At 68.5% G+C, this 13,891-nt stretch carries 6 protein-coding genes and 1 tRNA gene; 2 read left to right on the plus strand and 5 right to left on the minus strand.

From position 1 onward, the window contains the following. Positions 1-10: 10 nt before the first annotated feature. From ACFYWI_RS11970 to ACFYWI_RS11985, 4 genes are all read right to left on the minus strand, one after another. Positions 11-835, minus strand: a complete 825-nt coding sequence (locus tag ACFYWI_RS11970; protein WP_389229224.1) for a helix-turn-helix domain-containing protein — start codon at positions 833-835, stop codon at positions 11-13. Between the two features lie 191 nt (positions 836-1,026). Continuing rightward, positions 1,027-3,789, minus strand: coding sequence for a DNA translocase FtsK (locus ACFYWI_RS11975; RefSeq protein ID WP_389229226.1), 2,763 nt, complete (start codon positions 3,787-3,789; stop codon positions 1,027-1,029). Positions 3,790-3,914: 125 nt separating this feature from the next. Then, a complete protein-coding gene (locus ACFYWI_RS11980) occupies positions 3,915-4,598 on the minus strand; it encodes a two-component system response regulator (RefSeq protein WP_389229229.1) in 684 nt (227 codons plus the stop codon). Between the two features lie 274 nt (positions 4,599-4,872). Continuing rightward, positions 4,873-10,350, minus strand: coding sequence for a HAMP domain-containing protein (locus ACFYWI_RS11985; protein ID WP_389229232.1), 5,478 nt, complete (start codon positions 10,348-10,350; stop codon positions 4,873-4,875). A gap of 267 nt (positions 10,351-10,617) precedes the next feature. Between ACFYWI_RS11985 and ACFYWI_RS11990 the strand changes: the two genes are divergently transcribed. After that, entirely contained in the window at positions 10,618-13,272 is a 2,655-nt protein-coding gene (locus ACFYWI_RS11990; RefSeq protein ID WP_389229235.1) for a SpoIIE family protein phosphatase, read from the plus strand. 48 nt (positions 13,273-13,320) lie between these two features. Here the strand turns inward: ACFYWI_RS11990 and ACFYWI_RS11995 are convergent. Next, positions 13,321-13,393, minus strand: a tRNA-Thr gene (locus ACFYWI_RS11995). Positions 13,394-13,509: 116 nt separating this feature from the next. Here ACFYWI_RS11995 and ACFYWI_RS12000 point away from each other — a divergent pair. After that, positions 13,510-13,695: a hypothetical protein gene (locus tag ACFYWI_RS12000; protein WP_389229238.1), complete on the plus strand. Its 186-nt coding sequence runs from the start codon at positions 13,510-13,512 to the stop codon at positions 13,693-13,695. Positions 13,696-13,891 lie beyond the last annotated feature (196 nt).

Here is a 13,891-nt window from a genome sequence, read left to right on the forward strand (position 1 = left end):
GTACCGGGCGCTAGCCCACCTCGGGGTCGCCCTTGGTGTACGAAAGCCGCTCGACGCCACCCATTTCGAACTCGGCCTCGACCTTCTTGCCGTTCACGTACAGCTCGATCGCACCTGCGTTACCGAGGATCAGATCGACGCGCTCGTCGTCCTGGAAGGTCTTGCTCTCGCCCTTCGCCAGCGTGCCGTCGAAGAGCAGCTTGCCGTTGTGCGACCTGGCGGAGATCCAGCTCTTGTCGTTGACGGCCGAGAGCTTCACCGTCACCTTGTCCGACGGAACAGCCGCGATGGCGCTGTCCGACGGGTCGGGCTTGGGATCGGCGGGCTTGCTCGGCGGCGCCTTCGGGGGGCTTGTCTTCTCGGGCGCGGACCCCTCGGCGACCTGGGTGTCCTGGCCACTGTCGCCGCCGCCGTTGAAGAGCGTGAATCCGGCGAAGCCGACCACGGCGACGATCGCGGCGACCATGGCCGCGGTCCAGTTCGGGCGGCGGGGCTCGGCGCGGATCCGTTCGGCCTCGAAGAGCGGCGCCGCGGGCGTGGGCGAGGGCCGTCCGCCGTGCTCCGCGTCGTACTGGGAGACCAGGGGATCGGGATCGAGCCCGACGGCGCGAGCGAGCGTACGGATATGGCCGCGGGCGTACACATCGCCGCCGCAGCGGGTGAAGTCGTCCTCCTCGATCCCGTGCACGATGGGGACGCGCACCCGGGTGGAGGCACTGACCTCGTCAACGGTGAGACCTGCGTCGATACGCGCCTGCTGCAGCGCGTGACCGATCGAAGGCCGGTCGTCTTCGACTGAAGGCCGGTCGTCTTCGGGGGAGTTGCCGATGGACACGGGGGCGCCTTTCGAGCGTGTAACCACCTGCTGGAGGTTCAGTCTATGGGTGGTACGAAAGGGTGGGGCAACCGGGCGGTAGGAGTCTTTACGCCATCGGAATGGCCGGGCATTCCGAGGCTCGGGACATCAGCTCTGTCCCTCCCTCCAACTTGACGTACGACCAAGGGAAACGGTTGCTCGTCGAACCCTCACGAATGAGACTCCCCCCGGATCACCGCAAGCACTCCATCCAATTCGTCCGGTTTCACCAGGACGTCGCGCGCCTTGGAGCCCTCGCTGGGCCCCACGATGTTGCGCGACTCCATGAGATCCATCAGCCGGCCGGCCTTCGCGAAGCCCACCCGCAACTTGCGTTGGAGCATCGACGTCGAGCCGAACTGGGTGGAGACGACGAGCTCGGCGGCCTGGCAGAGCAGATCCAGATCGTCGCCGATGTCCTCGTCGATCTCCTTCTTCTGCTTGGTGCCGACCACGACGTCGTCGCGGAAGACGGGGGCCATCTGATCCTTGCAGTGCTGCACGACCGCGGCGACTTCTGCCTCCGTGACGAACGCGCCCTGCATACGGGTGGGCTTGCTGGCACCCATCGGGAGGAAGAGCCCGTCGCCCTTGCCGATCAGCTTCTCCGCGCCCGGCTGGTCCAGGATGACCCGGCTGTCGGCGAGCGAGGAGGTGGCGAAGGCGAGCCGTGAGGGCACATTCGCCTTGATCAGACCGGTGACGACATCCACGGACGGCCGCTGGGTGGCCAGCACCAGATGGATGCCGGCCGCTCGCGCCAACTGGGTGATCCGGACGATGGCATCCTCGACATCACGCGGCGCGACCATCATCAGATCCGCGAGCTCGTCCACGATGACCAGCAGATACGGGTACGGCTGCAGATCCCGCTCGCTGCCCTCCGGCGCTTTGGCCTTGCCGCTGCGCACAGCCTGGTTGAAGTCGTCGATGTGCCGGTAGCCGAAGGCGGCCAGGTCGTCGTAGCGCAGATCCATTTCGCGCACGACCCATTGGAGGGCCTCGGCGGCCCGCTTGGGGTTGGTGATGATCGGCGTGATCAGGTGCGGGATTCCCTCGTAGGCGGTGAGCTCGACCCGCTTGGGGTCGACGAGCACCATCCGGACGTCCTCCGGGGTCGCTCTTATCATGACCGAAGTGATCAGGCAGTTGATGCAGGACGACTTACCGGACCCGGTCGCGCCCGCGACCAGGACGTGCGGCATCTTCGCGAGGTTCGCCATCACATAGCCGCCCTCGACGTCCTTGCCGAGCGCCACGAGCATAGGATGATCGTCGCCCGCGGCGTCCGCGAGGCGCAGCACATCGCCGAGGTTGACCATCTCCCGGTCGGTGTTGGGGATCTCGATACCCACTGCCGACTTGCCGGGGATCGGCGAGATGATCCGTACGTCCGGGCTGGCCACCGCGTACGCGATGTTCTTGGTCAGCGCCGTGATCCGCTCGACCTTCACGGCCGGGCCCAGCTCCACCTCGTACCGCGTGACGGTGGGGCCGCGGGTGAAGCCGGTGACGGCGGCGTCGACCTTGAACTCCGCGAAGACGTTCGTCAGCGAGGCGACGATCGCGTCGTTGGCGGCGCTGCGGGTCTTGCCGGGGCCGCCACGCTCCAACAGATCGAGCGCGGGCAGCGAGTAGGTGATGTCACCGGACAGCTGCAGCTGCTCGGCGCGCGGCGGCAGGGGCTGGGACCGGGACGGATCGGGTGCCGGCCGGGTCAGATCCGGCACGGACGCCTTCTGATCCGGCGCGGGCTCCTCGGGCTCGCGTGCGGAGGGCACCGGGGATGCGGCGCGCTGCCGGTCCGCTGTGACGTCGCGGGTGAGGTCGGCGACGAGCGGGGAGGGCGGCATGCCGTTGAGTACGGCGCCGTCGAGCGCGGCCGCCGCGGCGGCCGCCACGTCCACGGCGTCCATCTCCCGCCCCATGGCGGGCTGTACGGAGGGCCTGCGCGGTCGCCGGCGCTTGGAAAGCGCCTCTTGCTCTGCAGGGTCGGCGTCGTAGTCGTCGGTGCTCCCGCCACGGCGCGCGGAGGAACGCCTGCGGGCGGGGATCGCCCCGCGCCACTGCTCGTCGTACCGCTCCTCGTCACCGGTCGCCTCGTCGTCCGCGCCGGGCTCGTACGCCGGGGCGACGAGGCCGAGTCTGGAGCCGAGCAGCCGCAGCCGCTGGGGGATGGCATTGACGGGGGTGGCGGTGACGACGAGCAGTCCGAAGATCGTGAGCAGCACGAGCAGCGGTACGGCAAGCACCTCGCCCACGATGAAGATCAGCGGCTTGGAGGCGGCCCAGCCGATGAGGCCGCCCGCGTCCTGCATGGCGTCGGTGCCCTCGCCCCGGCCGGGGGAGCCGCAGGCCATGTGGACCTGACCGAGCACGCCGATGACGAGCGCGGACAGTCCGATCACGATGCGACCGTTGGCCTCGGGCTTCTCGGGATACAGGATCAGCCGGACGGCGATCGCGGCCAGCAGTATCGGTACGAGCAGGTCGAGCCGGCCGAAGGCGCCGGTCACCAGCATCTCGACGAGATCGCCCACGGGGCCGCGCAGGTTGGACCACGTGCCGGCCGCGACGACGAGCGCCAGTGCGAGCAGGAGCAGTGCCAGACCGTCCTTGCGGTGCGCGGGGTCCAGTCCCTTGGCACCGCGCCCTATACCGCGGAACATCGCGCCGATCGCGTGCGCGATGCCGAGCCACAGGGCGCGCGCCAGACGGTACACGCCCCCCGTGGGGGACGGCGCGGGCTTCGGTGCGGCCGCTCGCTTCGCGGCGGCTCTCCTGGCGGGTGCCTTCTTGGCAGGCGCGGTCTTCTTCGCGGCGGACTTCTTGGCGGGCGCCGCTTGCTTCGCGGCGCCGGTTGTACGGCCGGCGCGCGGCTTTGCGGTGCCCGCCGTGCCCTGGGAACCCTTGCCGGACGTACGTGAGGCCATGGTGGTGAGGTTACCGGTGTCGACGGCAGTGGACACGTGTGCCTACTGCTTCACCCGTTCGTGTCGCCCCGGTCGGGGCAGTGAACTGACGCTCCCTCAAAGGCCGGTCGGGCGCTCGGTCCCGGTCAACTCTGCGAGGGGAGCCTCGGCGTGCCGCCGCCGGTGCCGGGCTCCAGCGCGTCCAGCGCGCGGCGCAGTCCGGTGAGTTTGCGCTCGAGGTGCGCGGCCGTGGCCACGGCCGCGGCGTCCGCGGAGTCGTCGTCGAGCTGCTTGGAGAGCGCCTCGGCCTGCTCCTCAACTGCCGCGAGGCGAGCGGAGAGTTCGGCGAGGAGTCCGGCCGGCTCCCTGCTGTCGCCCGCACCCGCCTGGCCGCCGCCCTCCAGCTGGAGGCGCAGCAGCGCCGCCTGCTCGCGCAGCTGGCAGTTCTTCATGTACAGCTCGACGAACACCGAGACCTTGGCGCGCAGCACCCAGGGATCGAACGGCTTGGAGATGTAGTCGACGGCCCCCGCCGCGTAGCCACGGAAGGTGTGATGCGGCCCGTGGTTGATGGCGGTGAGAAAAATGATCGGGATGTCCCGGGTCCGCTCGCGGCGCTTGATATGGGCGGCGGTCTCGAATCCATCCATTCCCGGCATCTGGACGTCCAGCAGGATGACCGCGAAGTCATCCGTCAGCAGCGCCTTGAGCGCTTCCTCCCCTGACGATGCCCGCACCAGTGTCTGATCGAGCGCAGAGAGGATGGCCTCCAGCGCGAGCAGATTCTCCGGCCGGTCATCGACCAGGAGGATCTTGGCCTTCTGCACCATGCCCCGTCCTCCTCGCCCCGGCTTGGGGTCTCCCCAGCTCAGAGAGCTGGAGGACGCACCGGGCGCCGCCCCAGGGGACGACTCCCTTGCGCCGCCCGTCCTTGTGCCGGTCATGGTAGCCGCACCCCGCCCGTCGCCACACCCTGTCACCGCGATGTCACTGTGCACATAGCAGAAACGCTGCAGGAGACCAGAAGGTTCCCCGGATGCAGCCGTCTCACACTCCTTCGGCCACACTCAGTCAGCAACTCATCGGGAATCGCCCGCCAGTCGGTCACTCCTCGCTCATCCACTGCTCCATCACCGCGAGCAGATGGTCAGGATCGACCGGCTTGGTGACATAGTCGGAAGCGCCCGATTCGATGGCCTTCTCCCGGTCGCCCTTCATCGCCTTCGCGGTGAGCGCGATGATCGGCAGGCCCGCGAACTGCGGCATCCTGCGGATCGCCGTCGTCGTCGCATAGCCGTCCATCTCCGGCATCATGATGTCCATCAGTACGACCGTCACATCATCATGCTGCTCCAGGACTTCGATGCCCTCGCGGCCGTTCTCCGCGTACAGCACCGAAAGACCGTGCTGCTCCAGCACGCTGGTGAGCGCGAAGACATTGCGGATGTCGTCGTCGACGATCAGCACCTTCTCACCGTCGAAGGCGAACACCCGCCGCGGCTCAGGCACCTCCTCAGCGGCGACAGCCTCGGCCCACGGCTCCTGAGGCGCCCCCGACGCGCCCACCCGGCCCGGCAGCGCGTTGTTCTGCCCAACGGCCCCCAGAGCCTTGCGCCGACGCCGGAACAGCGCGGCAGGACCCGCATGGTTCGCGGACCCGGACGACATCGACTGCATCGGCACTCCGCCGTCCTGCGCCCCGCTCCCGCCGCCCTGCGCGTCCGCGGCCCCCGGCTCGAGCTGCGGGTAGCCCTGCGGCGGCAGTTCGCTCGGCTGCAGCGGCAGATACAGCGTGAACGTCGAGCCACGGCCCGGCTCGCTCGCCGCATGGATCTCGCCGCCCAGCAGCCGGGCGATCTCCCGGCTGATCGACAGGCCCAGTCCCGTACCGCCGTACTTCCGGCTGGTCGTCCCGTCGGCCTGCTTGAACGCCTCGAAGATCACCCGCATCTTGCCCGCCGCGATCCCGATACCCGTGTCGGTCACCGAGAAGGCGATCAGATCGGCGTCGGCGTCGCGCAGCGACCCGGCCTCCAGCAGCTGCTCACGGATGGACTGGGGTACATCGGCGCCCGCCGGCCGGATCACCAGCTCGACCGCGCCGCTGTCGGTGAACTTGACCGCGTTGGACAGCAGATTGCGCAGCACCTGCAGCAGCCGCTGCTCGTCGGTGTGCAGCGTCGCCGGCAGCTCCGGCGAGACCCGCACCGAGAAGTCGAGCCCCTTCTCCGCCGTGAGCGGCCGGAACGTCGCCTCCACATAGTCGACGAGCTGAACCAGGGCGATACGGGTCGGGCTCACGTCCATCTTGCCCGCCTCGACCTTCGACAGATCGAGGATGTCGTTGATCAGCTGCAGCAGATCGGACCCGGCGCCATGGATCGTCTCGGCGAACTCCACCTGCTTCGGCGAGAGATTGCCCTCCGCGTTGTCCGCGAGCAGCTTCGCCAGGATGAGCAGCGAGTTCAGCGGCGTACGCAGCTCGTGCGACATGTTCGCCAGGAACTCCGACTTGTAGCGCATGGAGACGGCAAGCTGCTCGGCCCGCTCCTCCAACACCTGCCTGGCCTCTTCGATCTCGGTGTTCTTCACCTCGATGTCGCGGTTCTGCTGCGCCAGCAGTTCCGCCTTCTCCTCCAGCTCGGCGTTGGACGCCTGCAGCGCCTTCTGCCGGTTCTCCAGCTCCGCCGAACGTTCACGCAGCTGCTCGGTCAGCTCCTGCGACTGCTTGAGCAGCACCTCGGTCTTGGTGTTGACGCTGATGGTGTTGACGCTCGTGGCGATCATCTCGGCGATCTGGTTCAAGAAGTCCCGCTGGATCTGCGTGAACGGCTGGAACGACGCCAGCTCGATCACCCCGAGGACCTTCCCCTCGAACAGCACCGGCAGCACGATCACATACGCCGGCGAGGCCTCGCCGAGTCCCGAGGAGATCTTGAGATAGCCCGGCGGCACATTGACCTGGATGGTCCGCTTCTCCTCCGCCGCCGTGCCGATCAGCGTCTCCCCCGGCCGGAACGACGTCGGCATCAGACCGGCGGAGTACCCGTAACTGCCGCGCATGCACAGTTCGTACGACAGCTCCCCGGAGCCCGACACATCCGAGCCGTTGCCGGTCGCCAGCGCCAGGAAGAACGCGCCGTGCTGTGCCGAGACGACGGGCGTCAGCTCGCTCATGATCAGCGAGGCGACGTCGTCGAGATCGCGCCGGCCCTGCATCAGCCCCGAGATACGCGCCAGGTTGCCCTTGAGCCAGTCCTGTTCCTCGTTGGCCAGCGTCGTGTCGCGAAGGTTCGCGATCATCGTGTTGATGTTGTCCTGCAGGACCTGGATCTCGCCCGCGGCATCCACATCGATCTTGAGGTTGAGATCCCCGCGGGTCACCGCGGTGGCGACGGCCGCGATGGCGCGCACCTGACGGGTGAGGTTCCCGGCCATCTCGTTCACCGACTCGGTGAGATCGCGCCAGGTGCCGTCGACGTCCCGCACCCGTGCCTGACCGCCCAGCTGGCCGTCCGTGCCCACCTCGCGGGCCACCCTGGTGACCTCTTCGGCGAACGACGACAGCTGGTCGACCATCGTGTTGATGGTGGTCTTCAGCTCCAGGATCTCGCCGCGCGCATCGATGTCGATCTTCCGCGTGAGATCACCCTTGGCGATGGCGGTCGTGACCGTGGCGATCTGGCGCACCTGCCCGGTCAGGTTGGACGCCATCGAGTTCACGGACTCGGTGAGGTCCTTCCAGGTTCCGGAGACGCCCGGCACATGCGCCTGGCCGCCCAGCTCGCCCTCGGTCCCCACCTCGCGGGCCACGCGGGTCACCTCGTCGGCGAACGACGACAGTGTCGTCACCATCGTGTTGACGGTCTCGGCGAGCTCCGCGACCTCGCCGCGCGCCTCGACCGTCACCTTCTTGGTCAGATCGCCGTTGGCGACGGCCGCCGAGACCCGGGCGATGTTGCGCACCTGGTTGGTCAGGTTGTTGGCCATCAGGTTGACGTTGTCGCTGAGGTCCTTCCAGATGCCGGTGACCCCGCGCACCCGCGCCTGGCCGCCCAGCACACCTTCCGTACCCACCTCACGAGCGACCCTGGTCACCTCGTCGGCGAAGTCCGACAGCTGGTCGACCATCGTGTTGACCGTCGTCACCAGCTCGAGGATCTCGCCCTTGGCATCGACGGTGATCTTCTTCGACAGATCGCCCTTGGCGACCGCCGTCGTCACTTCGGCGATGTTGCGCACCTGGGACGTCAGGTTGTTCGCCATGAAGTTCACCGACTGTGTGAGGTCCTTCCAGGTGCCGGAGACACCCTGGACCTCGGCCTGACCGCCGAGGATGCCCTCGGTGCCCACCTCGCGGGCCACCCGGGTCACCTGCTCCGCGAAGTTCGAGAGCTGGTCGACCATCGTGTTGAGGGTGTTCTTCAGCTCCAGGATCTCGCCGCGCGCATCCACGTCGATCTTCTGCGACAGATCACCACGGGCCACGGCGGTGGCGACCTGCGCGATGTTACGGACCTGGCCGGTGAGGTTCTCGGCCATGCCGTTCACGGAGTCGGTCAGATCGCGCCACACACCGGCGACGCCCGGCACCTGGGCCTGGCCGCCGAGCCGGCCCTCCGTGCCCACGTCCCGCGCCACCCGGGTCACCTGCTCGGCGAACGCCGAGAGCTGGTCGACCATCGTGTTGATGGTGTTCTTCAGCTCCAGGATCTCGCCGCGCGCATCCACGTCGATCTTCTGCGACAGATCGCCGCGGGCCACCGCCGTGGTCACCTGGGCGATCTGGCGGACCTGCGAGGTCAGGTTCCCCGCCATGAAGTTGACGGAGTCCGTCAGCTCCTTCCACGTACCGCTGACGCCGTCGACGCGTGCCTGGCCGCCGAGCCGGCCCTCCGTACCGACGTCCCTCGCCATGCGCGTGACCTGGTCGGCGAACGACGACAGCTGCGCCACCATCGTGTTGACGGTGTTCTTCAACTCGAGCATCTCGCCCGCGACATCGACCGTGACCTTCTGCGACAGATCACCGTTGGCGACCGCTGTCGTCACCTGGGCGATGTCCCGCACCTGTCCGGTGAGGTTGCGGAACGCGGTGTTCACCGAATCGGTGAGGTCCTTCCACGTACCCGCCGCACCCGGTACCTCCGCCTGACCGCCGAGGCGCCCCTCCACGCCGACCTCACGCGCGACCCGCGTCACCTCGGAACCGAAGGACTGCAGCTGGTCCACCATCGTGTTGACGGTGTTCTTCAACTCGAGCATCTCGCCGGCCACGTCGACGGTGACCTTCTGCGACAGATCACCGCTCGCGACCGCCGTCGTCACCGTCGCGATGTCCCGCACCTGGGTGGTCAGATTTCGGAAGACCGTGTTCACCGAATCGGTGAGGTCCTTCCACGTACCCGCCGCGCCAGGCACCTGCGCCTGACCGCCGAGCAGGCCCTCCGCACCGACCTCGCTGGCGACCCGGGTGACCTCGTCCGCGAACGTCCGCAGCGTCTCCGTCATCTGGTTGATGGTCTCGGCGAGCTGGGCCACCTCGCCGCGCGCGCTCACCGTGACCTTCTGCGACAGATCGCCGTTGGCCACGGCCGTCGTCACCTCGGCGATACCGCGCACCTGTGAAGTCAGGTTGCCGGCCATGGTGTTCACCGAATCGGTGAGGTCCTTCCACACCCCCGCCACACCCGGCACAGTCGCCTGGCCCCCGAGCTCGCCCTCCGTGCCGACCTCGCGGGCCACCCGGGTGACCTCCGAGGAGAACGAGGACAGCTGGTCCACCATCGTGTTGACGGTGTTCTTCAGCTGAAGCATCTCGCCGGCCACATGGACGGTGACCTTCCGCGACAGATCACCCTTGGCCACGGCCGTCGTCACCAGCGCGATGTCCCGCACCTGCGCCGTCAGCCGGTACGCCATGGTGTTGACCGAATCCGTGAGATCCTTCCACGAACCGGACATACCTCGCACTTGGGCCTGGCCGCCGAGCTTGCCCTCGGTGCCCACTTCCAGTGCGACCCGCGTCACCTCGTCGGTGAACGCCGACAGCTGGTCGACCAGATTGTTGACCGTGCGCGCGACCTTCAGGAACTCACCGCGCAGCGGCCGTGCCGAGGCGTCGGCACCGTCCTCGGCGTGGGAACGCAGCTCCATGCGCTGCTCCAGATCACCCTCGGCCACCGCCGAGAGCACCCGGCCGACCTCGGACACCGGCCTCGCCAGATCGTCGACCAGCGCGTTCGACGCATCGATGGCGGCCGCCCAGGAGCCCTCGCAGGCCCCTGTCTCCAGCCGCTCGGTCAGCTTCCCCTCGCGTCCGACCATCCTGCGTACGCGCGCAAGCTCACCCGTCAGGTGGAGGTTACGGTCGGCAACCTCGTTGAAGACGGCCGCGATATCGGCCATCACCCCGTCGTCCGACACGGTCAGACGACGGCGGAAGTTGCCGTCCCGCATCGAGACCAAGGCCGCCAGCAACCGGTTCAGGGCCGCCGTATCCACTTCGGTCGTCCCATTGTTCCGGGACCGTCCGCCTTTCGGGCGCGTACTCGTGCCACGCGCTGCCACGCCAGACTCCACCGTGTCCCTCCCGCAGGGGTTGACCGTACTGCCTGGGCTGTCTCAGGAAGCTTGCCCAGTGTTTCACCATGCCGGAACCAGGCCATAACAGTTCGGCAGCTTCGCATAGCGTCCCCACCCAAGGTGGGCGGAAACAGTGACGTCCGGCATCCTCTCGGACAGTGAAGGTAAGTAACCTGGCATCCGGCTGTCCAACCGTCCCGGTCCGCCCGGCGGGGGCGGCATGGGTGCGTTCTATCACCGGGCACCGGGAGGGTCAGGCCGATCATGGCAGAGCCGGGCGTCGAAACGCCTACGAGGAGTTCAGTGATCACCGCGCGGGCGGCTGCCAGTTTCGACCCTGTCGGGCGGTCGGTCGCGACCGCACGGGCCTTCGTCCGCGACACCCTCCAGGGCTGGGGGTACGCCGACGTCGTGGACGACGCGGTGGTACTCACCAGCGAGCTCGTGACCAACGCGGTGGTTCACGCCGGCACAGCGGCCGATGTCCTGTGTCTGCGCGCCGAGGACGGCGTACGGGTCGAGGTTGCCGACCGCTATCCGGAGCGTGAGATTCCTCTCCAAGGCGGCGGCCGGACCTACGTCAGCCCCGACCGTGAGAACGGCCGAGGGCTGCTGCTCTGCGCGGCGCTGGCCTCCCGATGGGGTGTCGAGTACACGCCCACCTACAAGCAGGTGTGGTTCCAACTCGATCTGCCCCAGCGCCCGGTGGGCGCCCGCTCCGCCGGTCCCGTGCTGCCCACCGCTCTGCTCCCGGTCACCGACGAGCGGGTACGCGTCGCCGTCACCCAGATCGACCGCACCGGCAGCATCACCGTCTGGAACGAGGACGCCGCGCACCTCTTCGGCTATGCGGCCGACCAGGTCATCGGCAAACCGCTCACCGACTTCGCCGCCTGGCCGCACACCCCGGGCATCGGCACGGGCATCGCCGAGGCCCTGCGGCTGTCCCGCTGGGAAGGCAGTTACGGGATCCGTGGCACCGACGGCCGCGTGGTGCCGGTTTACGCGTCACACCTTCGGGTACGCGACGCGAACGGCGAACCGTCGACGGTCTGCCTGCTCGTACGCGACGACGAACGCGCGGTGCTGCAGAGCCCGCAGCGGGTTCCCGTTACGGACACCGGCTCCGAGAGCGGCGGCGCGGACCCGTTCGAGGTGTTCATCGGTTCCCCGGCACCCGACGACCTCGACGGTCTCCTCCAGCGCACGGTCGAACGGGCCCGTGACATGCTCGACGGCGACGCCGCCTTCCTGCTGCTCGCCACCGACGACGAGACCGAGCTGGAGGTACGGGCCACGACCGGGCTGCCGTCGGCGCGCCAGCGCTTCGCGCGCGTCCAGGTCGAAGCAGGCACGGGTCGGTACGGTTCCGCCCGGATGCCCGCGGTGCACGAGGACCTGATGGCCGTCCCGGGAGCGGTCCCCCTGCTCAACTCCACCGGCATGCGCTCCGTGGTCACCGTCCCTCTCAAGGTGGAGGGCCGGCTCACCGGCTCACTCGGGGTCGCCGCGGAATCGGCCGGCCGCTACTCCAACGAGGAGGCGCTGCGCCTCCAGTTCGCCGCGGACCGCATCGCGCTGGCCGTCGAGTCGGCGCGCCTCGGAGAACTCGAGCGGCTTCGCCGCGGCTCGCTGTCGTTCCTCGTCGAAGCCTCGGACCTGCTGGCCGGCACGCTCGACCGGGACCAGACCCTGGCGCTGATGGCCCAGATGACCGTTCCGACGCTGGCCACGTGGTGCGCCGTCTACACGATCGCCGACCAGGCCTCGGAGCCGTATCTCAGCTATGTGCTCCACGAGGACGAGGAACGTATCGACGGGCTCAAGGCGTTGCTGTCCAAGATCGACCCGCCGGACCCGGTGCCCACACCGGGTGCCCGCGTGTGGGCGGCGCCCGCGGAGGCCGCCCAGCGTGCCGCACTGCTGGCCTCCAAGCGCGAGCTGGGTCTCGGTTCGACCCCACCGGTCTCCTCCGGCATCGGTGCCACGCTGGCCACCTCCGCGGCGGTCGGCGGCGAGACCGTCGTCCTTCCTCTCGTCGCCCGCAACCGAGTCATCGGCATGCTGACGCTCGGCAAGCCCTCCGACGACCACTTCCGCCAGGAAATCCTGGAACTGGCCGAAGACCTCTCCCGGCGGGCCGCACTCGCCCTCGACAACGCCCGTCTGTACTCCGAGCGCATGGCCATCAGCCAGTCACTGCAGCGAAGCCTGCTGCCACCGGGGCTCCCCCAGATCCCCGGCGTCGAGGTCGACGTCATCTATCGCGCGGCCGGCGAAGGCAACGAGGTCGGCGGCGACTTCTACGACCTCTTCCCCATCCAAGACGGCGCCTACGGCTTCGCCATCGGTGACGTCTGCGGTACGGGACCTGAGGCCGCGGCCGTCACGGGCCTGGCCCGGCACGCCCTTCGTCTGCTCGCCCGCGAGGGCTTCGGTGGCCCGGCGGTCCTGGAACGGCTCAACGCGGCGATCCTCGACGAAGGTTCCCGCAGCCGCTTCCTCACGCTTCTCTACGGCGAGTTGTGGCCCCAGGAGGACGGCAGCGCTGTCCTCAAGGTCGTCTGCGCCGGACATCCGCTCCCCCTGCGCCTGCGCCAGGACGGCACGGTCGAGCCCGCGGCGGATCCGCAGCCGCTGCTCGGCGTCATGGACGACCTGGAGCTCTACGAGCAGATCATCACCCTCGACCCGGGCGACGTCCTTCTGTGTGTCACTGACGGTGTCACCGAACGCCGTGAGGGCACCCGCATGCTGGGCGACGACGGCCTGAGCGAGCTCCTCACCACCTGCACGGGCCTGACGGCGGGCGCGGTCGCCGCACGCGTCCTGCGCGCGGTCGAACGCTTCGCGGCCGAGCCGGCCTCGGACGACATGGCCATCCTGGCGATGCGCGTCCCGGAGCCCCACAAGCAGTGAAACGAGGAAGGCCCCCCGCCACTCGGCGGGGGGCCTTCCTCATACGCGAGCCCCCAAACGGAATCGAACCGTTGACCTTCTCCTTACCATGGAGACGCTCTACCGACTGAGCTATAGGGGCCAGTTGCCCTCCCGCGGTCTCCCGCGCGGCAACGGACTAGATCATACCCCGAACCCACGTGTACTCCGAACCATCCATTCTCTGGACCACCGCTTCCCTCCTGCCACCATCTGCCCATGCGGATACGCCCCTTGTGGCCCCGTGCAACTTCCGGAAACTCCGGCCGCGACAGCCCGGTCAGCGATGGACATAACGGCCTGGACACGGCGAAGACCCTGGTCTCCTCCGCCACGTTCGTCCGCGGCCCGGATCGGCACTACGACGACTTCGAGCAGGCGTCACATCCTGGTCCGGACGCCTGAGTTGCCACGTCGGCCGGCCCGAGAAGGTGAAGGGCAACACCACGCGACGCGGGCGAAGCCCCGTGACCACTCCGAGCTCGTGACGTACCGTCTCCCGGATTTGACCCTGAACGCAGGAAAGCCCCGCACCAGATGGTGCGGGGCTTTCCCACAATGATTGTTCGGCGGCGTCCTACTCTCCCACAGGGTCCCCCCT

This window comes from Streptomyces sp. NPDC002889, assembly GCF_042888425.1.
Classification (GTDB): domain Bacteria; phylum Actinomycetota; class Actinomycetes; order Streptomycetales; family Streptomycetaceae; genus Streptomyces.